This window comes from Solirubrobacter soli DSM 22325 (genome assembly GCF_000423665.1).
Taxonomy (GTDB): domain Bacteria; phylum Actinomycetota; class Thermoleophilia; order Solirubrobacterales; family Solirubrobacteraceae; genus Solirubrobacter; species Solirubrobacter soli.
Genome location: NZ_AUIK01000020.1, coordinates 40,454 through 62,749 on the forward strand (window position 1 = coordinate 40,454; position 22,296 = coordinate 62,749).

General features: G+C 71.2%; 23 protein-coding genes, 1 tRNA gene and 1 other RNA gene. 7 read left to right on the top strand and 18 right to left on the bottom strand.

Annotated features, from left to right (window positions below):
• Positions 1-23: 23 nt before the first annotated feature.
• The 6 genes from G569_RS48285 to G569_RS65970 form a co-directional block, all read right to left on the bottom strand.
• Positions 24-299, bottom strand: a complete 276-nt coding sequence (locus G569_RS48285; protein WP_053226342.1) for a winged helix-turn-helix transcriptional regulator — start codon at positions 297-299, stop codon at positions 24-26.
• Positions 300-396: 97 nt separating this feature from the next.
• The gene (locus G569_RS0114000; RefSeq protein ID WP_028063868.1) at positions 397-963 is read right to left on the bottom strand and encodes a carboxymuconolactone decarboxylase family protein; all 567 of its coding nucleotides are present in this window, start codon (positions 961-963) and stop codon (positions 397-399) included.
• Between the two features lie 92 nt (positions 964-1,055).
• Positions 1,056-2,078, bottom strand: coding sequence for a hypothetical protein (locus G569_RS0114005; protein WP_157592025.1), 1,023 nt, complete (start codon positions 2,076-2,078; stop codon positions 1,056-1,058).
• Positions 2,079-2,211: 133 nt separating this feature from the next.
• Positions 2,212-2,721: a c-type cytochrome gene (locus tag G569_RS62560; protein WP_157592026.1), complete on the bottom strand. Its 510-nt coding sequence runs from the start codon at positions 2,719-2,721 to the stop codon at positions 2,212-2,214.
• A gap of 31 nt (positions 2,722-2,752) precedes the next feature.
• A complete protein-coding gene (locus G569_RS57915; RefSeq protein ID WP_245602487.1) occupies positions 2,753-6,799 on the bottom strand; it encodes a DNA polymerase III subunit alpha in 4,047 nt (1,348 codons plus the stop codon).
• Positions 6,800-6,830: 31 nt separating this feature from the next.
• On the bottom strand, positions 6,831-6,959 hold the full coding sequence (locus G569_RS65970) for a hypothetical protein (protein WP_306765010.1): 129 nt from the start codon (positions 6,957-6,959) through the stop codon (positions 6,831-6,833).
• 57 nt (positions 6,960-7,016) lie between these two features.
• Between G569_RS65970 and G569_RS48300 the strand changes: the two genes are divergently transcribed.
• Entirely contained in the window at positions 7,017-7,550 is a 534-nt protein-coding gene (locus G569_RS48300; RefSeq protein ID WP_053226345.1) for a GNAT family N-acetyltransferase, read from the top strand.
• On the opposite strand, the gene G569_RS0114030 is transcribed toward G569_RS48300, so the two are convergent.
• The 4 genes from G569_RS0114030 to rnpB all read right to left on the bottom strand — a co-directional run bounded on the left by G569_RS0114030 (position 7,547) and on the right by rnpB (position 10,764).
• The gene (locus G569_RS0114030) at positions 7,547-8,080 is read right to left on the bottom strand and encodes an SMI1/KNR4 family protein (protein WP_028063870.1); all 534 of its coding nucleotides are present in this window, start codon (positions 8,078-8,080) and stop codon (positions 7,547-7,549) included. The genes G569_RS48300 and G569_RS0114030 overlap by 4 nt on opposite strands.
• Positions 8,067-8,330: a hypothetical protein gene (locus tag G569_RS62565; RefSeq protein WP_157592027.1), complete on the bottom strand. Its 264-nt coding sequence runs from the start codon at positions 8,328-8,330 to the stop codon at positions 8,067-8,069. The genes G569_RS0114030 and G569_RS62565 overlap by 14 nt, the downstream gene beginning before the upstream one ends.
• A 319-nt stretch (positions 8,331-8,649) precedes the next feature.
• The gene (locus G569_RS0114040; protein WP_028063871.1) at positions 8,650-10,254 is read right to left on the bottom strand and encodes a Y-family DNA polymerase; all 1,605 of its coding nucleotides are present in this window, start codon (positions 10,252-10,254) and stop codon (positions 8,650-8,652) included.
• A gap of 181 nt (positions 10,255-10,435) precedes the next feature.
• Positions 10,436-10,764, bottom strand: an RNA gene (rnpB, locus tag G569_RS58065) — RNase P RNA component class A.
• 80 nt (positions 10,765-10,844) lie between these two features.
• On the opposite strand from rnpB, the gene G569_RS0114045 reads away from it, so the two are divergent.
• Both G569_RS0114045 and G569_RS0114050 read left to right on the top strand, forming a co-directional pair.
• Positions 10,845-11,042, top strand: coding sequence for a hypothetical protein (locus tag G569_RS0114045; protein ID WP_157592028.1), 198 nt, complete (start codon positions 10,845-10,847; stop codon positions 11,040-11,042).
• A 72-nt stretch (positions 11,043-11,114) separates the two neighbouring features.
• The gene (locus tag G569_RS0114050; protein WP_037496599.1) at positions 11,115-11,963 is read left to right on the top strand and encodes a 3-hydroxybutyryl-CoA dehydrogenase; all 849 of its coding nucleotides are present in this window, start codon (positions 11,115-11,117) and stop codon (positions 11,961-11,963) included.
• A gap of 37 nt (positions 11,964-12,000) precedes the next feature.
• Here G569_RS0114050 and G569_RS48310 read toward each other — a convergent pair whose 3' ends face one another.
• The 3 genes from G569_RS48310 to lexA are packed head-to-tail and all read right to left on the bottom strand — an operon-like array spanning position 12,001 to position 13,713.
• On the bottom strand, positions 12,001-12,381 hold the full coding sequence (locus tag G569_RS48310) for a nuclear transport factor 2 family protein (RefSeq protein ID WP_037496601.1): 381 nt from the start codon (positions 12,379-12,381) through the stop codon (positions 12,001-12,003).
• 10 nt (positions 12,382-12,391) lie between these two features.
• Positions 12,392-13,054: a hypothetical protein gene (locus tag G569_RS0114060; RefSeq protein WP_157592029.1), complete on the bottom strand. Its 663-nt coding sequence runs from the start codon at positions 13,052-13,054 to the stop codon at positions 12,392-12,394.
• 11 nt (positions 13,055-13,065) lie between these two features.
• Entirely contained in the window at positions 13,066-13,713 is a 648-nt protein-coding gene (lexA, locus tag G569_RS0114065; RefSeq protein ID WP_028063875.1) for a transcriptional repressor LexA, read from the bottom strand.
• Between the two features lie 109 nt (positions 13,714-13,822).
• Here lexA and G569_RS0114070 point away from each other — a divergent pair.
• Positions 13,823-13,907, top strand: a tRNA-Leu gene (locus tag G569_RS0114070).
• Positions 13,908-14,670: 763 nt separating this feature from the next.
• Complete coding sequence (locus G569_RS0114075; protein WP_028063876.1) at positions 14,671-14,991, top strand: hypothetical protein; 321 nt, start codon at positions 14,671-14,673, stop codon at positions 14,989-14,991.
• On the opposite strand, the gene G569_RS48315 is transcribed toward G569_RS0114075, so the two are convergent.
• Both G569_RS48315 and G569_RS0114085 read right to left on the bottom strand, forming a co-directional pair.
• Complete coding sequence (locus G569_RS48315; RefSeq protein WP_053226346.1) at positions 14,973-15,806, bottom strand: sigma-70 family RNA polymerase sigma factor; 834 nt, start codon at positions 15,804-15,806, stop codon at positions 14,973-14,975. The two genes, G569_RS0114075 and G569_RS48315, sit on opposite strands and share 19 nt — an antisense overlap.
• Positions 15,807-16,164: 358 nt before the next feature.
• Positions 16,165-17,877 carry a GAF domain-containing sensor histidine kinase gene (locus G569_RS0114085; protein WP_084284920.1) on the bottom strand — a complete coding sequence of 571 codons (1,713 nt, stop codon included), beginning with the start codon at positions 17,875-17,877 and terminating at the stop codon, positions 16,165-16,167.
• Between the two features lie 10 nt (positions 17,878-17,887).
• Between G569_RS0114085 and G569_RS48320 the strand changes: the two genes are divergently transcribed.
• On the top strand, positions 17,888-19,630 hold the full coding sequence (locus G569_RS48320; protein WP_157592030.1) for a bifunctional aminoglycoside phosphotransferase/ATP-binding protein: 1,743 nt from the start codon (positions 17,888-17,890) through the stop codon (positions 19,628-19,630).
• On the top strand, positions 19,627-20,049 hold the full coding sequence (locus G569_RS48325) for a response regulator (protein ID WP_053226347.1): 423 nt from the start codon (positions 19,627-19,629) through the stop codon (positions 20,047-20,049). The genes G569_RS48320 and G569_RS48325 overlap by 4 nt, the downstream gene beginning before the upstream one ends.
• 120 nt (positions 20,050-20,169) lie before the next feature.
• On the opposite strand, the gene G569_RS0114100 is transcribed toward G569_RS48325, so the two are convergent.
• Genes G569_RS0114100 through G569_RS48330 form a run of 3 tightly spaced genes read right to left on the bottom strand, consistent with a single transcriptional unit; the run spans position 20,170 to position 22,273 of the window.
• Positions 20,170-20,538, bottom strand: coding sequence for a DUF2089 domain-containing protein (locus G569_RS0114100; protein ID WP_028063879.1), 369 nt, complete (start codon positions 20,536-20,538; stop codon positions 20,170-20,172).
• Positions 20,535-21,194, bottom strand: a complete 660-nt coding sequence (locus tag G569_RS0114105; RefSeq protein WP_028063880.1) for a hypothetical protein — start codon at positions 21,192-21,194, stop codon at positions 20,535-20,537. The genes G569_RS0114100 and G569_RS0114105 overlap by 4 nt, the downstream gene beginning before the upstream one ends.
• Positions 21,191-22,273, bottom strand: a complete 1,083-nt coding sequence (locus G569_RS48330) for a C45 family autoproteolytic acyltransferase/hydrolase (protein ID WP_157592031.1) — start codon at positions 22,271-22,273, stop codon at positions 21,191-21,193. The genes G569_RS0114105 and G569_RS48330 overlap by 4 nt, the downstream gene beginning before the upstream one ends.
• Between the last annotated feature and the right edge of the window lie 23 nt (positions 22,274-22,296).

Genomic DNA, 22,296 nt, shown 5'->3' on the forward strand with positions numbered 1-22,296 from the left:
GACGGGTGGACGTGCGGTCGGACTCAGTCCAACCAGCGGTCCGCCCAGACCTTCAGCTCGGCCATCGCCGGTGCGAGCTGACGGCCTTTCTCCGTCAGCTCGTAACAGACCTTCGTCGGCGTGCCGTCGGACACGTGGCGCTCCACGATCTTGCGCTGCTCGAGCTCCTTCATCCGCTCGGACAGCAGCCGGTCAGACAGATCCGGCACCGCGTTGGCGATCTCCGTGAACCGCAGGCGACCGCCGTGCAGCAGCACATACAGGATCGCGCCCGTCCACCGCTTGCCCACCAGCTCCACGGCCTCGTGGTACCGGGGGCAGCACTGACTGCACGCCTGTTGCGCTTGATCGTGTTGATGTTGGTGTTGGGCGGTGAGGCCCATCTCTCTCAGTACGTCATGCCGCGCGCAGCACGCGCGTCTCCTCGACCGACCCGTCCACCGGGACGTCGCCGGCAATGTTCACCATCGCGGTAAAGGATTCCATGCTGAGCACCGCGATGGCCTCCAGAAGCTGTTCTTCCGTCCAGCCTGCCTCCCGCGCCTCCTCGTGCAAATGCTGCGGGAAGTTCGCCCGGTCGCCCAGCAGCGGACGCAGATACCGCAGCAGAGCGGCCTCCGCGGCATCTCCCGAGTCCCACCGCTTGGCGCGCGCGACCTCGTCGATGCCCAGACCCGCCTGCCGGCTCGTCCGGGTGTGAAGTTGCAAGCCGGGCTTGGATCCGTAGTGCTCGGACACCGCCAGGCCGATCCGCTCGGCGGAGTGCCGCGGCAGGTGACCGTGCCGCAGTTCCGCTCTGTAGCGCGTATAGGCCTTCAGCGCCGCCGGCGCGCCCGCCAGCACGCCGAGGAAGTTCGGAAGCTGCCCTGCTGCTGACGACGCGCCCTTGAGAATCGGAAGCGATTCTTGCGGCGCCGTCAGGTCGTCGTGGATGGGGAACCGACTCATCTCTGTCTTGGGCATACGCCACCACCGTGGGGGAGCTGGGGGGCTGAGACTTACAAGACGTAAGTCTATGTCTGCCGCATGAGACCCGCAAGGGTCCAAGAGGTCGTTTATTGACCCGTGGTGAGAACCGCGATCAGCACCAGCACGAACCCGAGCAGCACCGCATAGCCCACGATCCGGTCCGGGCTCGCCCCGATCCGCTCCAGCGCCGTCTTCGGCGGCCGCTGCGCCCGCGCAACCGGCATCCGGTCCGGGTGCCCCGTGATCGTCACCGTCCGCCGCGCGGGCGGCGCCTCTTGGAACTCCGGCTCCTCGAGCTGCGTGACGACCGCCGCCGTGTCAGACGCCATCGTCTCGAGCACGACCGTCCGGCTCTCCCCGGGCGCGAGCTCGAGCTCCCGCCCCGCCTCGGGCGCCAGCCACGAGTCGATCGACCGCTTCCCGTCCTCGACCGGCACATGGTCGTCGGTGACCGTCCACGACTCCGCGGGCCGCCGCGCGCGGCGCGGCGCGGCGCCGTCGGCGCGGTCGAGTGCGGCGAAGTCGTCAGTGGTGCGGCGGGTGTCGTCGCGGCGCGCGTCATCGCGCGTGGGCGCGGCCCACTCGTTCGTCGCCCGCCGGCCGTCGTCGCGGCGCCCTTCGTCGCGCGTGGGCGCGGCCCACTCGTTCGTCGCCCGCCGGCCGTCGTCGCGGCGCCCTTCGTCGCGCGTGGGCGCGGCCCACTCGTCGGTCGTACGGCGTGGCTCGTCCGTCGTGCGGCGCGGGGCGTCGTCGCGGTCCGGCCAGTCGCCGCGGCGCGGCGCGATCTGGCGGCGCTCGTGCTCGTCGGTCCAGTCGTCGCGGCGGAGCGGGTACGACTCGTCGCCGAGGGTGTCCTCGCCGCGCGGGGCTCCGTCGCTCCACTCGTCGACCGGGCGGGACGGGCCGGAGACGCGGCGTTCGAAGCGGTGGCCGTCGAAGTCCTCGTGGTGGGCGCGACGGTCGGACCGCGTGAAGCGCCGGCTAGGCATGCGGTCGAAGATGTCTTCGTTCACGCCCCAGTCGGCAGCGGCACGACGCCGACGCGGCGACGGCTCGTCGCTCTCATGGTCATAGAACGCCCTGGTGCGGGCGTCGTGCTCTGGGGCCATGTTTGACTCGTCCTCTTCTTTTTGCTGACGGCGTCGAGCATTACGGCTCGCGCCAGAAGAGCGGCGCTACGACAACCGGACCGTGTTCGATCGTACCAGCGGTCGGAGCACCTGCACGCTTGTGCTTTTTACATCAACCGCCGGACGACTCGTCAGAGCCCACGGACTTTGCGACAAATTTCGCCACGTCCTCCGCGTCTTCGCCCGTATAGATGCCGGCCGGCATCTGACCGTTGCCGTTCGCGCGACCCTTCTCGATCGCGTCGAGCACGAACTTCTCGTTCGGCGCGAGCTGGTCCAGGTCCGGACCCACCCGCGCGACGGCGTTCGCGGCCTTGAGCGAGTGGCACAGGCCACAGCGACGGCCGAACAGCTCCTGCCCGTGCTTCTCCTGCTCGGTGAGGTTGTGGATGCCCGCGGACGGGATGTCGTCCTTGTTCTGGTCCGCGGCGATCACCGCCGCCGGCACGGCCACGCCGAGCACCAGCAGTGACACGAAGAACGCGAAGGTGGCGAAGCGACGACCGCCCCGCGACTGTGAATGCGCGACCGAACCCAACCCACCGCGCCCGCCACTCATGGCGAACAGCAGGGTCCCAAGGCCCAGGACAACGAAGGCAGCAACGAACGCGATGGTGCTCACAGGTGCGCAATCTACCCACTCCCGCGGTCACCTAGCGTCGTCGTCCGGACGCGAAGCTCTGGATCGGCGGCGAAACCTGCCTGAACTCGCCCATCGTCGAAGCCGCCTCGCGCCCACCCTGCGCGCCCTCGCCGCGACCCGTCGCCGCCGCCGCGACCCGCTTCTCCGCCAGCGCGACAACCTCCGCCGCCTGCTCCTGCGGCGCCACCAGCGGCCGCACCCCCTTGACGAACACGTTGATCCCCCCACCCGCCTGCGGCAGCTTCTCCAGCCGCCCTTCGCACAACAGCAACGGCTCACCCCGCACCGTCAGCCGGTTCGCCTCATAGAGATCCGGCGGAACGATGAGGTTGATCGTCCCGAACTCATCCTCGAGCAGCAGGAACACGATCCCCTTCGCCGTCCCCGGCCGCTGCCGCGCCACCACCAGCCCACCGAGCTTGACCGCCGTATTGTGCGGCAGCCGCGCCAGATCCCCGATCGACAACGTCCCCGGCTCCAGCGACGGCCGCAACAGCTGCATCGGATGCGGCCCGAGCGTCAGCCCCGTCGTCGCGTAGTCGCCGATCATCGACTCCCACGGCGTGAGCGGCCGCAGCGCCGGCGCATCCGGCACCTCGAGCGGCAACGCCAACTGCGTCCCCTCCAGCAGCCGCTCCCCCGGCACCGCCACCCCGAGCTGCCACAACGCCGTCCGCCGCGCATGCTCGGACGACCCCCCGATCAGCGAGTCGCACGCCCCCGCCCACGCAAGCCGATCCAGCGACGGCCTCCCCGCCCCGGCCCGTGACGCCAGGTCCGCCAACGACCGGAACGGCCCACCCTCCTCCCGCGCCGCGACGAGCGCTTTGACCTCCTCTTCCTTGACCCCGAGGATGAACCCGAGCCCAAGCCGCACGACCGCCGACGGCGCCCCGGTCGGCGCCCCGGAATGGCGCGCCGCGGCAGCCCGCTGCGCGGGAAGCAGCGGGGACACCGCACCCCCGCCAGGTGATGCACTCCCAGCCGGCGACGACGTCGCCGCGGCGTCGGCGAGCTCCGACGGCTCGCGACCCCCGGCACCGAGCAGGATGCCCGCGGTCCCCGCCGACGATCGCGCCACGGCGGAGAGGTGCGCGAGATCCTCGCCCGCGGCGAAGTGGGCGGTGGCGGGCGGGGCGGCGTCCACGCCCGGCGCGGCGCCCGCTGCGAGGCGGGCGGCGGCGCCCAGGGCGGCGGCGGCGCCCGGCCCAGCCGGCGGCGTGGCGGCCGCGCCCAGCCCAGCCGGCGGCGTGGCGGCCGCGCCCAGCCCAGCCGGCAGCGTGGCGGCCGCGCCCGGCCCAGCCGGCAGCGTGGCGGCCGCGCCCGGCCCAGCCTGCGGCGTGGGCACGGCGGCGAGTGGTGGGTGGGTGGCTTCTCGCAGGCGGGCGGGGGTGACGCCCTCCGGGGCGGGTGGCTCGCCGGGCGCGCCGGACCAGCGGGCGTCGGCCAGCGGTGGGATCTCGCCCATCTCCGGCACCCACTCGACGGTGCAGAGGGCTTGGCTGGCGTTGACGTCCGGGGGTGCGAGGGCGATGCCACGGCGTTGGGCCTCGTGGGCCAGGGTGTCCGGGGCGTAGAAGCCCATCGGCTGCTCGTTCATGAGCGCGCAGAGGAACTCCGGGCCGTGGTGGACGCGCAGCCAGGTGGACTGGTAGGCGAGGAGGCCGAAAGCGGCGCCGTGGGCTTTTGGGAAGCCGAAGCCCGAGAAGCCGACGATCATGCCGTAGACGCGTTCGGCGACGTCCTCACCGACGCCGTGGGTGGCCATCGCGCCGTCCAAGAACCGTTGGTGGTAGGCCTCGATCGCCTCGGCGGAGCGTTTGCGGCTCATCGCGCGGCGTAGGCCCTCCGCCTCGCCGGGCGAGAAGCCGGCGAAGGCCATCGCGACCTCGATCACCTGGTCCTGGAAGATGATCGTGCCGAGGGTGTCGTTCAGCACGCCGCGCAGCGACTCGTGCTCGTAGGGCACGACGTAGTCCGGGTTCTCGCGCAGGGTCTGCAGGCGTGAGATGTAGGGGTTGACGGCACCTCCGAGGATCGGCCCCGGGCGGACGATCGCGACCTGGATCGTCAGGTCCTCCAAAGATCGCGGGCGCGTCCGCAGCAGCGACGCCATCTGCGCCCGCGACTCGATCTGGAAGACGCCCATCGTGTCCGCGACCTGGATCGCGTCGTAGGTCTCCGCGTCGTCGTAGGGGATGCGCGAGAGGTCCACCCGCTCGCCCCGCACCCGCCCGATCTCCTCCACGCAGCGCTCGACCGCGCTCAACATCCCCAGCCCGAGCAGGTCGATCTTCAAGAAGCCCGCGTCGGCGCACGAGTCCTTGTCCCACTGGCAGAGCTGGCGGCCCTCCATCGCCGCCGGCAGCACCGGGCAGCAGTCGATCAGCGGCCGCGTCGAGACGATCATCCCGCCCGAGTGCTGCGAGAGATGGCGCGGCAGCCCGTAGGCCTCGTCGCACAGCCGCGCGAGCCACCGCCAGCGCCCCGGCAGGTGGTCGTAGGAGTGGGTCTCGGGCGAGGTCTCGTGCGCCTCCGCCTGGTCCGGCCGCTTGCCGTTGACCATCGCCAGCCACTCCGACGTGCTCATGGCGAACGCGTTCGCGCGGGCGTCAGGGTCCACGAACGGGCCTGGCTCCCCCGTCGGTTCCACCCCCATCGCGACCTCGACGTCGCGCCCCACGTTCTTGACCGCCCACGGCTCCGCCCCGCGCGCGACCCGCTCGAGCTCCCCCGGCGGCAGCCCGAGCACCTTCCCCAGCTCGCGGATCGCCCCGCGCGAGCGGAACGTCGGGAACGCCGCGACCAGCGCCGACCGCTCCTTGCCATAGCGGTCGTGCACCCGTGGGATCAGCTTCTCGCGGACGTCGCGGGGGAAGTCCAGGTCGATGTCCGGCAGTGCGTTGAGCTCCTCGTTGAGGAAGCGGCCGAGGAAGAGGTCGTTCGCGATCGGGTCGATGTGCGAGAGCCCGGTCAGGTAGCAGACGATCGAGGAGACCGACGACCCACGCCCGCGCCCCGGTGGCAGCAGCGCCCGCGCCGTGGCCGGCCCGCGCACCTCGACCGCGACGTCGCGCGCCAGCTCGAGCAGATCGCGGTGCAGGAGGAAGAACCCCGCGAGACCGAGCACGTCGATCACCCGCAGCTCCTCGATCAGCCGCGCGTGCGCCGCGCCGTGGTTCGCCGAGCCGGTCGGGTAGCGCACCTCCAGCAGCGACCAGCACAGCTCGGACAGCTTGCGTGACGCCGACGGGTCCTCCGCCCCCGGATAGCGATAACCGAGGTCCGCCGTGAGGTCGAACCTCAGCCGCTCGGCCAGTTCGCCCGATTCGGCGACCGCCGCCGCATGCCCTTCGAAGCGCGCGGCCATCGCCTTCGGCGTCGACAGCACGTGCGCGGTGTTGCCGCGCCGCACCGGCTCGGACGCATCCAGCGTCAGGTGATGGCGCAACGCCACGAACGCGTCCTGCAGCGGCGCGCGCGAGCGCGCGTGGGTGTGCACGTTGCCGGTCGCCACCGTCGGCACCCCCAGCCGCCCGGCCAGCTGCGCCAGCTCCCGGTTGCGCGAGCGGTCGTGGCGCTGGAACGGCCGTTGCAGCTCCACCCGCAGGTGGTCGGGCCCGAATGTGTCGAGCAGGCGGCGCAGCGTCGGCTCGTCATGAACGCCGTGGTCCGCGCACCCGCTCAGCAGCACGAGGCCGGCCGAGTACTCCTCGAGCGTCTCCAGCGGCACCGCCGGCGGTGGCTCGTGTTTCTCGCGGTCGTACTTGTGCGCCCGCGTGACGATCCGGCACAGGTTCCGCCACCCGACGCCGTTCTCGACCAGCAGCGTGACGTGACGACCGTCGACGAGGTCCATCTCGACCCCGTGGATCGCCCGCAGGCCGAGCGGCTTGGCCGCCATCGCGAACTCCATCGAGCCCGAGACCCCGTTGTGGTCGACCACCGCCATCGCCGAATGCCCCAGCTCCGCCGCGGCCGCGGCCAGCTCGGATGGCGACGACGCTCCGTCCAGGAAGGAGAAGGCGGTGTGGGCGTGGAGCTCGACATACGGCACGAACACATGTTCGCAGCCGGGTCGGACGAACTCACGTTCGCAGCTGCCGGATCGCGGGCACCGACAGCAGCGAGCCGTTGACGACGACGAGCGAGGCGACCGCCGCCCACAGCGCGGGCGAGAGCCCGATCGCCGCCGCGATCGGCCCCCATATCGCCATCCCCACCGGGACCCCTCGCGAGTCAGCGTAAGGCCCGTGTCAGGTAGAACCGGGGATGTGGACCAGATCGAGACGCCGCGGCTGCTCCTCCGACCGTTCCGGCGGGACGATGCCGTGCTCGTCCATCGCGTGTACTCCGACCCCGAGGTCATGCGCTACGTGGCGACCGGACCGATGGCCGACCTGGCGGTCACCGAGCGGCTGCTCGCGGACTACCAGGCGCACCAGAAGCGGCTCGGGTACTCGTTCTGGGCGGTGATCGAGCGGTCCTCGGGCGCGCTGATCGGCGACGCCGGCCTGTACCGGACGCCGACGGGCGAGGTCGAGCTCGGCTACACGCTGGGCGCGGAGTGGTGGGGACGCGGGTACGCGACCGAGGCCGCCTCGGCGTGGCTGGAGTGCGCGTTCTCGTCGCTCGGGATCTTCGAGGTCGTCGCGCTGGCCGAGCCCGCGAACGTCGCCTCACTGCACGTGCTGGAGAAGCTCGGGATGCGACGGACGGGCGAGCGGATCGCGTTCGGGCGCCCGCACACGGTCTTTCGCAAGAAGCGGGTGCCGAGTGGCGCGGCGATCCCGTCGAGGACGCACTAGACACCGAGCGTCCCTCCGAACCATCCGAGCCACAGTCCGCGCAGGTCGCGTGCCACGGTCCGGCGCTGGGCCGTGATCCGGTTGTAGTGGAGCGCACCGGTGCCCTGCAGCGGCAGGCAGAACCACCCGCTCCCCGCATCGTCGCCGACGAGTAGCAGGTCCCGCGGGCGTTCCGCCTCGAAGTTCTCGTCCACGAGGCGCTCGAGCGACCACGCGTACCAGTGGTGGCTGTCGATGTCATAGATGCCGTCCGTCGCCCCGAGAAACTCGGCGAGCTCCGGCGACAGCCGCAGCCCGAGGCTTCCCTCCGCGGCGGCCAGCGCGTGGCGGGAGCAGCCCGGAGGCAGGAGGACGTCGGGCGCGACGAGCTCGAGCTCCGCTCGCCAGTCGAACGCTCCTCCCCCGCCACCGTGGCTCTCTCGTGGATACCCGACCGCGCGCAGCCGCGCGCCGCCGCCACCACCGATCGCGCCGCCTGAGAGCCCGCCGCCGGCCACCACCCGCAACCGCGGCGCCTCACCGCTGCGCATACCAGCGTCCCTCGATGAGGTCGCGAAACACGACCAGGTCCCGTCCATCACCGGTCACCACCTCCCAGTACCGCCGTCTCAGCGGCGCATCGGTCCACCATCGGTCCTCCACCAGCCACGACTCCCGCACCGCGTCGACCTCGCGCTTCTCGATCTTCAGCGGGCGCCCGGTGTCATCCGCCTTCACCCGCACCGCCTTGGGCTTGGCGAGGCGCCGCGGCCCACGACTCGCGATGGGCTCGATGCCCACCGCCGCCGGTGTGACCGCCCCGGCCGGACGCCGCGCGCTTGCGCCATCCGGCGCCACGCGCCGCGAGCCGCCGCGTGGTGTCTCCCCACCCCGCGGCGCGGGCCGCGACGCGCGGGCGTCCTCGTCGCCCGGCGGCGCGGGCCACGACGCGCGGGCGTTGTCATCGCTCGGCGGCACGCGTCGCGGGCCGCCGTGGGCGGGCGGCGGGCCGGCCGGTGGGCGGCTCGGCGGGTGGCCGCGCTCAGCGGTCATCGTTGCCTCCAGAGGAGGGGTGCGCGACGTTTGTCCGGACAGGCCGAGCGAACGTGACGCACCCCCATCACGGCTCCCACGGGGCGAGCGCGAGGCGGCGTTCCGGCACGCGCGAGTCGGGGTCCACGGCGAGGATGCGCAGGGCGGCGTCCGGACCCGCCGCCGCGCGGGTCTGGCGGACGGCTTCGCGCAGGCGGGCGCGGCGGATTGTCGCCGGCTCGGCCAGCAGCGAGCGCTGATCGCCACTCGGCGGGCCGAACGCCTCCACGCGCAGGCGCAGCGAGTCCGCCGGCGCGGGCAGCTCCGTGAGCCGGCCGGTGATCGCGAGCCGCATCCGGCGCGGGTCGGCCAGCGCTTCCCGGAAGGTCATCTGCGACCGCCACGTCCCCCCGCCCACGAGCGCGGCCGACAGCACGACCGCGCGCACCGTTCGCCCGCGGCGCTCCGGGCGGGCGAGGACACGGTCGATCAGCATTCCCAGCGCCCGCTCCAGCTGTGGCCCCGAGGCCGACTCCGGCAACTCGAGCACCTCCTCCAACCGCTCGGACGGCACCCGCGGGCGCAGCGGCGTGTCCTTCCCACGGGCGAGGTCGCGGGCGAGTGGGCCCGCCGGGCCGAAGCGATCCGCCAGCTGCGCGCGCGAGAGCGCCGCGAGCTCTCCCAGCGTCGCGATCCCGAACCGCTCCAGCGACTCGGGCAGCGCGGCGACCTCCGGCCGCGCGTTCAGCAGCGAGACCGGCAGCGGCGCGAGATAGGCGGCGAGCCGCGCGGGCGCCTCCGGCGCGATCTCCGGTCGCCGCGCACGCGCCCGGTGCGCCGCGGCGAGCGCCGCGAACCGCGACGGCGCCGCCCCGACCCGCCCCGCCCCGGACGACGCCGCACCGCCCTGGGCCGCGCCGATCCTCCCCACGCTCGCCACCCCGGTTCCCCCGCCGGGAGAGCCCAGGCCGCGTGTAGTGGGGCCGCCGCCGCCCGGCGGGGCGATCTCCACCGGCGCGCTGCCGAAGGGGATGATCTCGCCGACGCGCGCGGGAGAGGCGGGGGCGCCACCGGGCACGGCGGTGCGCGGGGGCGCGGCGGCGCCACGCGCGGGTGAGGCGGGAGCGCCACCGGGCACGGCGGTGCGCGGGGGCGCGGCGGCGCCACGCGCGGGTGAGGCGGGAGCGCCACCGGGCACGGCGGTGCGCGGGGGCGCGGCGGCGTCGCGCGCGGGTGAGGCGGGGGCGCGTGGAGGCGCGGCGAAGGAGTTCGCGAACGGGGGTGTCGTCGCGCGTGTGGCGGCGGCGAGGGCGCGGCGGGCGGCCGTGATCACGGCCTCGGCGGACCCACCGTGGACGCCGCGCAGGCCCTTCTCCTCGAACCAGGCGATGCCCGGGTGCTCGGACTCGACCGCCGCGCCGATGCCTTCAAGGGCGGCGACGATGCGTTCCCAGGCGTCCGCGACACCCGCGGGATCGGGCGTGACGAGGCGCAGGGTAGGACAGCGGGCGAGGGCCTCCCCCAACCGCAGGCCGGCGCGGACGCCGTAGGCCTCGGCGGCGGCGGAGGTCTCGCCGATCAGGGGCTCCCGCCCGATCTCGGGAGCGAGGGCGAGTGGGCCCGAGGCGAGGGCTTCGCGACCGCCGGCGGCGACCGCCAACTCGAAGCGCGGGAGAAGGATGCAGACGACCATGTGTCGAACACATGTTCGCATCCGGGTCGGACGAACTTTTCGGCCTGTCGCAGTCCCGACGCCCGCTCGCCTGCATCCGCGTGACCGGCTCGACCCGCACCGCCGGCCCTGTCTCGATCACAGTGAATTAACGCTCGGAGCGGCAAGACTCTTGAAAGTAGGTGGGGCCCCGAAGGGCCCCACCCGTAGCGAATCTGTAAGCCGGATTCTGTCTTGAGCAACCATCCATCTCTGCGACCGACCTGGACCTTGGCGGGCAACCTGCAAACGGTCCGGCTTGGTCTTGCATCAGGTGGGGTTTGCCTGGCCGCCGCGTCACCGCGACGCCGGTGCGCTCTTACCGCACCATTTCAACCTTGCCGGGCCACGCTTGCGCGCGGCCTTAGGCGGTGTCTTTTCTGTGGCACTTTCCCGCGAGTTTCCCCGGGTCGGCGTTACCGACCACCTTGCCCTGCGATGTCCGGACTTTCCTCGAGGGCCGTCGGCCCCCGCGGCTGCTCGATCCGCCAGGTCAAAGTAGCTGGTTGTGACGGTACGGTGATCGGAACGTCACGAAGCCGTCCGGGACGCCGAACACACTGGACATGAGCATGTACGACGTCGTCTATATCGACGCGCACGGGGACGAGACGCCCGTGGCACGACAGCTCGACGACCGCAAGGACGCCGCGGAGGTCGCGCGGCAGGCCGCCGCCGAACGCGGCGCCGGCCGGATGGTCCTGCCGGGTTCGAGCCGTCTGCCGAACTGCGTCTGCGTCATTCCCGTTCCGCCCGCAGAAGCCGCGTAGCACCAGCCGCTCCGAACGGCCGTTTGGCGTTCGTCCGTGCGTCGGGCCGTCGGTCCGCTAGGTTCTGGCGCCATGCGAGTGGGTGTGATCGGTGGCGGCCTGATGGGGTCGGGGATCGCGGAGGTGTGCGCGCGGTCGGGTGTGGACGTGACCGTCGTCGAGGCCGACGACGAACGAGCGGAGCGCTCACGCGCCGCGATCGAGCGCTCACTGGCGCGCGCGGTCAAGTCGGGCAAGCTCGATGACGACGGCAAGGCCGCCGCTCTCGAGCACCTGGCCGTTACCTCGGTGTTCGAGGACATCGAAGGCGTCGACGCGGCGATCGAGGCCGTGGTCGAGAACGAGCAGCTCAAGCGCGACGTCTTCCGGCGTCTGGACGAGCTGCTCCCCGACGCGCAGTTCCTCGCCTCGAACACGTCGTCGGTGCCGATCATGAAGCTCGGCGCGGAGACCAAGCATCCGGGCCGCGTCCTCGGCATGCACTTCTTCAACCCGGTGCCGGTGCTGCCGCTGGTCGAGCTGGTCACGTCGATCATGACCGAGCCCGAGACCGTCGAGTCCGTGCGCGGCTTTGCCGAGGGCACGCTCGGCAAGCAGTGCATCGACTCGCAGGATCGCGCCGGCTTCGTCGTCAACGCCCTGCTCATCCCGTACCTGCTGAGCGCGATCCGGATGTACGAGTCCGGCTTCGCGTCCAAGGAGGACATCGACCAGGGCATGGTCCTCGGCTGTGCGCACCCCATGGGCCCGCTGCGGTTGTCGGATCTGATCGGGTTGGACACGCTGCTGGCGGTCTCCGAATCGCTCTATGACGAGTTCCGCGACCCCGCCTCCGTCGCCCCGGCGCTGCTGAACCGGATGGTCGAGGCAGGTCTCCTCGGCCGGAAGTCCGGGCGAGGCTTCTACGACTATTCGAAGTAAGGCGCGCGCGGCGACAGGGCCGCGTGACCGGCGAGCGTCAGCCGAGGATCGAGGAGTGGCGGGCGACGACCTGCCACTTCCCATCGCGGCGTGACCACACATCGGTCAGCCGGAACACGTTCGACAGGTTGTTCTGATCCCAGCTCGCCATCTGCGAGTACCGCGCGTGGATGACACCGGTGTCCCCGAAGACGTCGATGTCCATGTGCTCATACGCGAACGACACGATCGTGTAGCCCTCGCGCGCCGCGTCCATCCACTGCTGACGCGACATCGGCTCGGGATACAGGTGGATCGCGGTGAACCGGAAGCCGGGCGCGACCAGCTCCTCGAGCCGGTCCATGTCGCGCGCCTGCATCGCGGCCATCCACTCCTGCTCGAGCTCCGCGAGCTCCGTCCGATCCGCCGAGTCGCTCATCGCGCGGAAGCTACTCGATCGTCGTCCCGCACGAGGAGCACGTTCCGCGCGTCACACCCGCCGACGTCGGCACCACCTCACCGTCGCACAGCGGACAGGCCGCGGGCATCCCCCTGACCAGACCCTCCCACGCGCGCGACATCACGTCGTCGAGCGTCGGCCCGGCCAGTGGCGCCCGCGGCCTCCGCGCGCCGTCCGGGGCGAGCGTCGCCCGCTCCAGCGCCGCGAGCTCCTCGCCCGCGTCGTGCGTCGGCACCTCTGTCGGCGCGGAGCCGACCGCGAGGTCGTACGCCGCGAGATCCGCGGTCGACGGACCCGACTCGTAGCCCGTGAGGTACTGGCCTTCGTCGAACGGCGGGTGCTGCTCAAGCGGCGTGACGACCCCGGCCTCGAACGCGCTCGTCTCGGCGCGTGGCGCTTCATCCCAGGCCGCGCCATCGGTCTCGTGGGCAGGGGCGTCGGCGTCGATCGCCGTCGCCTCGGGGGACTCGGCCCCCACGTCGAGCGGCAGGTGCGCAGTCGCCTCGGATCGGTCGTCGCGGCGTGTGCGGCCGGGCGGGGCGTGCTCGCGCTCCCACGCAGTCGGAGCCGGCGGACCGGCCGCAAAGGCCTCGCCGCCGAACAGCGACTCCTGGCCGTCGTCATCGTCGAGCGGGCGTCTCCGCTCCGTCATCAGGGTTGACACTAGGCCACCTTCCTCAGGACTCCGACGACGCGCCCCAGCACGCGCACCTCACGCGAGCGGATCGGCTCCATCGTCTCGTTCTCGGGTTGCAGGCGCACGTGATCGGCTTCCCGGAAGAAGCGCTTGACCGTCGCCTCCTCCCCGACCAGTGCGACGACGATCTCGCCGTCGTCCGCCGTGTCCTGACGGCGAACCACGACCCAGTCGTCGGGCAGGATCCCTGCGTTCTTCATCGACTCGCCGCGGACGCGCAGCAGGTACTCCCCGTCGTCGCCGCCGGCGATCTCCGGGATCTGCACGTAGTCCTCGATGTTCTCCTCGGCGAGCAGCGGCTCACCCGCCGCGACTCGCCCGAGCACCGGAATACCGGTGGGCGTGACCGCCGACTTCATGGCCTCGACCGCGGAGACCACGGGAGCGGTCGCCCGGTCGAGCAACTCGATCGCGCGGGGCTTCGAGGGGTCCCGCCGCAGCAGGCCGACCTTCTCAAGGTTCGCCAGGTGCGCATGCACCGTCGACGACGACGCGAGCCCCACGGCCTTGCCGATGTCCCGCACCGTCGGCGGGTATCCGTGCCGCGCGGAATAGCGCTTGATGAAGTCGAAGATCTCCTGCTGGCGCTTCGTCAGATCCTTCCCAATGTCCATGCGCTTCGCGGTCTCCTCAACGGGTCGAACGTGTGTTCGCACAAGGTACTCATCCCGCCGGACGGACTCAACCCCCACCTCATGCGGGCTATACTGCGCCACCGCTCTTGCGCCGATGGCGGAATTGGTAGACGCGCCAGGTTGAGGGCCTGGTCCGGGCTAACCGGGTGGAGGTTCGAGTCCTCTTCGGCGCATCACGAAAGCCCCGCAAACGCGGGGCTTTCGCATTTCATCGCTCCGACTGGGCCGGGCATCGACGGGCATTAAGATCGCCGAGGATCGGCTCGAGGCGGGAGCCGCGGTGGCTGGTAAGTCGGCCGCTGCTCGGCTCGTCCAATCTCGACGGGCCGCCTCCTCTTGGAGATCGAGCACCACCTGTTCCCCGAACTGCCGAGCAACCGCCTCCCCGAACTCGTACCTGGGTTCGCGAGATCTGAGAGCGCTACGCCTGCCCTGCACCAGCGACTCGCTGCGGCGCAATACACGCATGCCCTCAAGACCGTCCTACGCCTCGCGTTCCTCGCCGGCGGTGCTCACTGACGTACACGGCCGAGTTCTCATCGATCGGCGGCGTTACGGGGACTAGTGTGGTGGTCAGCGCGGCTCCGAATTCGCACCTAGCGAAGCGCCCGTGACGGCAAGTGACCCAGGCCTAGCGCAGCCCCGGCCGCTCGCCCGACGATCCGAGGCGATATGGCCGGCTTGAAGCCCTTCCCTAGAGACGCGACCCGCGATGGCATCCGAGTTGCGAGGCACCGACCCGACGCCAGGACGGTCTCCACGGATCGGCCCCCGTGGTTCACCCGCTTGACGCTGGGCGCGATCGAAGCCGACCGTGACACGCGTGTTCAGCGCCGCACATCCCAGCATCGTCGTCCTACCGAGGACCGACGAGTCCCAGGGGTCCGCTTTCCGAGGCTCGCCGACGCATACGCACCTCAAGTGCCAGCCGCAAGCGTGACGCAGATCGAACGAGACCGCTCCAGCGATGACGACGGCACTGTCGACCCGCCCGCTCAATCGCTCACGGCCGACCCGTCAGCTGCGAGCGACATCGCACGTGAGCGCTTCGCGATCCGCAAGCTGCTGACACGGATGACCGGCGAAGAACACCGTCTCGAGCGGTTAGGGAGCACGTTCGACACGAATGAACAGACCACGAAGGACGGAATCGAGAGCATGTGGCGCCAGGAACACTGGGGACACGCGCCCACGCGCCCGCCGGCATGGCGACCTGACGCCCAGTCCGCCGCCGGAGCTCAGGTCCGGGGGGAGTAGCGCTCCGCAGGCGCGCACGACGGGGAGCGTTCGTCGCTCGCCGCCACGCGCAGCTGTTCGAGTGAGTTGCGAACGATCCGCGACACGTGCATCTGTGAGACCCCGACGATCTCGCCGATCCGTGACTGGGTCAGGTCCTCGTTGAAGCGCAGGTGCAGGACCAGCCGTTCGCGTTCGGGCAGGGCTCGCATCAGCACTTCGAGAAGAGCGGCGTCTTCCGCGGTCGCGAAGCCGGCCTCGTCGATCGCGACTTCGAACCTGCGAGTGTCTTGCTCCGCATCTCCAAAGCCCGTTTGATCGAGCGAAAGAGCGTGGCGGGCGGTCGCGGCCTGGAGGGCTTCGAGGACGTGCTCAACGGTGCTGTCGGCGAGTTTGGCAAGCTCGGCGGGCGCGGCGGAGCGGCCGAGCTCGGCATGTAGGTCGGCGGCGTGACGACCGACGCGCGCTGCCAACTCCTGCACGCCGCGGGGTGGCCGAACCGACCACCCGTGATCGCGCAAGTGGCGCTTGAGCTCACCCAGGATCGTCGGAAAGGCAAAACTGGTGAACGCGAGTCCTCGCTCGGGTTGGAAGCGATCGACGGCCTTCACGAGCCCGAGAGCAGCGACCTGTTCGAGATCCTCTAGATCTTCGGCGTGTTGGTAGCGCCGCGCGAGGTGCCGCGCGAGCGGCATGAAGTGCCGCACGATCGCCTCGCGCGCCGCGGGATCACGATCAGCGGTCAGCTGTGCAAACAACACGCGCTCCGCGTCCCGGCGCAACGGGTCGCGCCACGCGGGCGAACCGGGCTCAGCCATGACCAGCGTCGCTTGCATCGGCGCGTCCGACTGGGGGCGGTCGCGTCTTCCGCAACGCACGCAACGACCTGGGGTACGGCATAGATCCACCCTCCGAAACGCGCTCGCACGTCGTCAAGAAGTCAGACCGCGATGCCGGAGTAGGCCGACCGCGCCGCGATGCCCTCCCGACCCAGTCCACGGTGCGATCAACGTCGACGGGCAGAAGTGCGGGAAAAGGCACCATCCCGATTGGCGTCGACGCGACGGGTCCGGAGGCGTGTACCGCCGAGCCCTCGCCGAGCAGACCGCCCGCGGCATGTGCGACCGGCTCGACGCAGTGACCGCCGACCGCCGACCGCCGGCTCGCGCGGCTACGGTCCGCTGCGGTCCGTGATCATCGTCCCGCGGGGCTTGGAGGCGCCGCTCGCGATGCTGTTCCCGCGTCCGGCGTTGGCCGCGGGGTGAGCAGGCGGATGGAGATGTCCAGCGTCGTCCCGACCCCCGGAGCGGATTCGATCTTCAGCGCTCCCCGAACGAGCGCCAACCGCTCGCGTATGCCGAGCAATCCAAAGCCTGCCGAGCTTTCCTGAGGGTTGAAGCCCTTGCCGTCGTCGCGCACTGTCACGTTGACCGTGCCGTCGCGGTCGCTGACGCGTATGCGCACACGGGTCGCCTCCCCGTGCTTGACCGCGTTGGTCAGAGCTTCCTGCACGACCCTGTAGACGGTGGCCTCGATCTCGGGCGAATACCGGGAGTCGGCTTCGTCGTCTTGGACGAGATCGACCTCGAGGTCCACGGCGACATCGGTCTGCCGGCTCACACGCTCGGCGAGCGCTTCGAGCGCGGACTCGATCCCGAACTCGTCCAGCGCCGCGGGCCGGAGGTCGGTGATCAGCGACCGCAGGTCGCCGACGCCGGTCTTGAGGTACTCGATCGCGTCACCGACTGCGGTTTGCAACCGGTCGTGGTCACCGCTTCTCAGGGCACCCGAGAGCAGGACCCGCAACGCGGCCAGCTGCTGCAGCGTCTCGTCGTGCAGCTCGCGTGCCCACCGGCTGCGCTCCCGTTCCGACGCTTCGATGCTCCGGCGCAACGCCTCATCGCCCGCGTGTTGGGCAGTGGCCACCGCGATCGCGGCACTGGCGGCAAACGCCTCGAGGAGCCGTTCGTCCTCCTCGTTGAAGGGCCGATCGCCGCGCAAGCGATCGAAGACGATCAGGAAGCCGACCGGCTGACTCCGGAACGACATCGGCGTCACGAGCGCCGAACGCGCCCCGAGCTCGCGGTAGGCGAACGAGTCTTGCGGGATGTCCGGGATCCGGTGCAACCGACCCGATTTCAGCGCCGCGGCAGCGAGCGACTCGCCGATCGAGATCCGCGTGCCCGGGATTCCGCCGACGCCTTCTCCGGCGACTGCCGCGATCACGAACTCATCGCCATCCAGCAGCGCGATCTCCGCGGATCGCGCTCCGACCAACGCGCGCGAGCGCTTGACCACGAGCTCGAGTACTCGCTCGAGGTCGGTCTCGCCCCCGAGCGCACGGGTGATCTCGGTCGTCGTCTCGAGCCCGCGCACGGCCCGCTCCAGTTCGTCGCGCCGTTCACGGACGGCTCGGAACAGGCGCGAGTTGGTGATCGCGATGGCCGCCCAGTCGGCGAGCACGACGGCGGCTTCCTCGTCGTCGTCGGTGAACTCGCCTCCGTCCTTCTCGGTCAGGTAGAGGTTCCCCCACGCTTGGTCCTCGACCACGATCGGCACGCCCAGGAAGGTGGTCATCGGCGGATGCGCGAGCGGAAATCCGTAGGACCGCGGATGCGCCGCGACGTCGGCGAGCCGTAGGCGCTGGGGCTCGTCGATCAGCACCCCGAGCACGCCGTGGCCGCCCGGCAGCTGACCGATGAGCCGATGCGTGTCGTCGTCGATGCCCGCCGTGAGGAAACGCTCGAGGCGCTCGCGTCGTTCATCAAGGACCCCGATGGCGGCGTAGCGCGCGCCCGTGAGTTGGCGCGCGACCTCGAGCAGGCGCGCGAACACCGCCTCCGGGTCCAGCTGCGTGATCAGCGACCGGCCGACGTCCAACAGACGCCGCAGGTGCGCTTCATCCACGAGTTCGTCCTTGCCGGGCGCCGCCGCCCGTCGCCCCAGTCATGGCACTCGCGAGGCTACCGACCCCACGAGAGTCTGCGCACAACTACGCGCCGCGGTGAGGGTTTCGCCCGATGGAAGGACGGCCGTTCGTTGGCAGCATCGGACGCTCTGCTCGTCCGAGGAACGGAACACCGTGAGAGCCATCCCAGCAGTCGAACCCCGTGGCGCGCGGCGGACGTTCGGATCCACGATCGGCTTGCCGGACGCGCTCTTGGATCCGGCTGCCTACCAACAGGAGCCGGCGTCGGTGGAGCTGCGCGAGACCCACATCTCGTGGGTCTTCCTCACCGAGACGACGGCCTACAAGGTCAAGAAGCCGGTGCAACTCCCGTTCGTCGACTACAGCACGCTCGAGCGGCGACGAACCTGCTGTCACGCCGAGCTCGAGCTCAACCGCCGCTTCTCGCCGGGGCGCTACCGCGAGGTCGTCGCGCTCGTCCCGCGTGGGCGCAACGGCTTGACCGTCGCGCCCGAGCGCGACCCGCGCGCGGTCGAATACGCGGTCGTCATGGACCGCTACGAGGACTCGACGACCCTGAAGGCACGCCTCGCGGACGGCCGTGCGACCGAACCCGACTTGGTCGCGGTCGGGGCAACGATCGCCAGGTTCCATGCGGCCTCTGAAGTCGAGGCCGACGCCGATTCCGACGGGCTCGCCACGGTCCTCGATGAAACCCTCACCACCCTCCGCAGGGTGGGTGCTCCAATGGGGCGGCTCGCCGATCTGGCCCGCTTCTGCGGCGCGGCGCTCGCTGGTTTCGGACCCGAGCTCACCGACCGTGCGCACGCGGGCCGCGTCCGCGACGGCCACGGCGATCTGCGGGCGGAGCACATCCTGCTCGGCACTGACGTCCAAGCGGTCGACGGCGTCGAGTTCGACCGTGCTCTGCGCGTCGCCGACGTCGGTTACGACCTCGCCTTCTTGATCATGGACGTCGCCCGCCACGACGACGACCTCGCACGCGCCTTGCTCCGCGGCTACCGCTCCGCAGGAGGCGACCCGGGCAGCGAAGGACTGCTCGCCTTCATGTGCGTGGTGCGCGCCCTGGTCCGTGCCAAGGTCGACTTCCTGCGTGCCGCACAACTGCAGGGCGCGGCGGCGGACGATCGATCGGCTCGGGCGCACGAATTGCTGGGCGTGGCCGAGCGCTTCGCATGGCGTGCCCGGCTGCCGCGGGTGGTCTGCGTGACCGGGCTGCCCGCCAGTGGGAAGTCGACGCTTGCCGAAGCGCTGGCCGCGGCGGCCGAGCGCAGCGTGCTCTCCTCGGACCGCATCCGCAAGTTGCGCGCCGGCCTCGACCCGTACCAGCGGGCCCCCCCGAGCGCGTACAGCGACGATGAGAGCCAGGCCGTCTACGCCGAACTCGGTCAGCGCGCGGCCGCCGCCGTTCAGCGCGACGGGGGTGTGGTCGTCGACGCGACCTTCCGCCGCGCCGCTGATGCCGACGCCTTCGCTGCGGCGTCACACGCTGCCGCAGCGGCCGCCTGGATCGTCTGCGAAGCACCCCCAGCAGTGTTGCTCGAACGCTCCAAGGCTCGCGAGCGCCACGGATCGGTCTCTGACGCCGGGGCGACCATCGTCGCGCATGAACTCGCCACGTATCGTGGCCCCTTCCTGACTCCCGCGCCACCCCTGGCGCGGCTCGACACGACCCGCACGACAGCGGTGCTGTTGGCCGAGCTCGCATGCGCACTGGACGCGCGGCTATGACCACCATCGTCGTCGCCGACGACCACGCCGTCGTCCGAGAAGGGTTGCGTCTGTTGATCAACGGCGAGGAGGGCCTGCACGTCGTAGGCGAGGCCGAGACGGTCCCAGACGCTGAACGCCTCACGTACGCGCTCCGGCCGGCCGTGCTCGTCCTCGACCTCAACATGCCCGGCGGCTCCAGTCTTGAGGCGATCCCGCGCCTGCTCACGGCCGCGCCGACGACAGCGATCGTGGTCCTGACCATGCAGGACGACCCCGCCTTCGCTCGCCAAGCGCTACGTGCCGGCGCGTTGGGCTACGTGCTCAAGGAAGCCGCCGACGATGAACTGCTTCCCGCGATCCGCCTCGCCGCCACGGGCGACACCTACCTCAACCCCGTCCTGGCGGCCCGTCTCGCGCCCCACCCTGTCATCCGCTGATTCAAGGAGCCCCAGACCCGCACCATCATCGTCGCCTACGACCCACGTCTCGAGGATCACGCTCCGGTCGAGCTCGGCTCGCGCTCGCAGAGATGACCGGCTCGCGTCGCGGTCTGACCCTCATTCCGCCTCGCCGATCGCGGCCATTGCCGCGTCGACGTCGATCTCCCCGCGGGCGAGCGCCTCGAGGGTCTCGAGGCGCCGGCGCTCCTGTGAGCGCAGTCCGAGCCGGTCGATCATCGCGTCGACGCGGGCTCGGGCCGTGGGGTAGCTGACGCCGAGCCGGCGCTCGACCTCCTTGAGGTTGCCGCGTGACAGCAGGAAGAGCTCGAGTAGCGCGCGATCGGCGGCGTCCTGGGCACAGAACGGGCACGTCATGAACGATCCGGTGACCTCGGTCCCGCACGCGGTGCACGAGAGCCGGGTGACGAGAAGCTCCGAACGACACGCCGGGCAGTCGGCCGGTGGGCGGCGGTGCTCGTGGCTCATGTCGTCCTGACGACGACGTCGGAGAACGCGGCCTCGATGTCGATCGCCCGGCTCCCCGATCCGAGCACCGCGTGCGTCTCTGAGCCGAGGGCGTCGACGCGCGAATGTCGGCCGGTCACCGCGATCGCCGCGTCGGCGCCCGCGTCGAGCACGAGTTCGATCGAGGCGCTCTCGCTGCGCAGCCGCCAGTCCCCGTCGCGCGGTGACCCGGCGATCACCGCGGAGCCCGCCGTGACCCGGAGATCCAGAGCTCCCGACACGCCTTCGATCCCGGCGCTGCCGGCCTGCACGACCGCGCGCAGCGCTCCATTGATGCCGCGCACCGTGAGCAGCGCCCCGGTCACTTCGACGTCCACGTCGAGCTCCGGATTCACGCGCACCGCAAGCCGGCCGCCGCCGTGCCACGTCCCGAAGCGCGAGCCCCCGAACGCCGTGTCGCTGACGACGAGCACGTCGCCCTCGCGCTGGACGTGGTGCGTTCCGTCCACCACGACGAGGTCGGCGACTGCCGGGTCGGCCTCGACCTCGATCGGGTGGTAGGCCGACCGCACGCGTAGGCCCCGCGGGAGACCAACTGGAACGTCGAGCAGACGAACGGCATCGATCGGCTCCAGTCGGCCGGCCGCGACGTCCTCGAGGATCTGGCGGCGGCTCATGCCGGCGTCGCCGCGGTCTCGAGCTCGACGTCGAACGCACCTTCGTCGAACTCCTCGAGCGAGTGTCGCCAGGTCGCACCCGGCCAGTGGTACTCCACCTCGCCGCTTTCGGGTCGATAGACGGCCGTGTACAGCGTGCCGAACCCACCTTCGTAGTCGGTGCTGCGCAGCGGAGGCTGCAGCATGCCGGCGACCACGGCCTCGACATCGTGGTCCAGCAGCCCTTCGAGGTGGTCGAAGCGCTCGACCGTGCGCGTCCAGCGCGCATATTCCGGCCAGTCCACGACGCCCTGGTGGTTCGTCGCCACCCGGTGCTCGGTCACGCGCGTCGCCTCGCCGGGAGCGAGCCAGACCGTCGCGTGGTCGCCGTGGCGGTCGAGGAGCGTGACGTTGTACGCAGCCTGCACCGGGATGCGCTTCAGCGCCGCGACGCCGTCGGCGACAGTCGCGCACGTCTCCAGCACGTAGCGCACGACGATCGGGATGCTGAACCCGCGACCTGCGCACCGGCGCCCGCCAAATGTGAAGGACACCGCCAGCCCATGGTCGTTGACGCCGTCGAGCAGGCCCCACAACTGGTCGGCCATGCCGACCACGCGCGTATTGGCGAGCTGCGTGTGCAGCACGACGGCGTCGAACAGGTGTGGGTCGTAGTCGTAGTTGCGGACCAGCGCCGCGCCGCCGGCGAGCGCGGCCTGCGCGCAGCCGCTCAGCAGCGGTGGCGGGTCGTACAGCGTCAGCATCCGCGCGCCGAGCTCGTCGGCGCCGACCGCGGCGACCAGCGCAGACCACGCCGGCACGAGCTCGGGCATATGACGCTCAAGGGCCGCTCGCGCCTCCGCCAGCGGGGGGCGGGCCGCACCGTGTTGCTCATACCAGCGCCGATATGCGGGCCAGCGCTGCTCGAACAGCCCTCGCAGCCCGCCCGCGCCGACTGCCTGGAAGGCGAGGTCACTCGAGCGTGGGCCCGGGTCGGCAGATCGCTCGGCGCCCCGGATCTCAGCCAGGACCAGCTCGCGCACCGCGGCATCGGCGATGTACCGCGTGGCGGCGTCCTCAGCGATCTTCTGCCAACTCATCTCTCGCAAATTAGCAAGAGCGA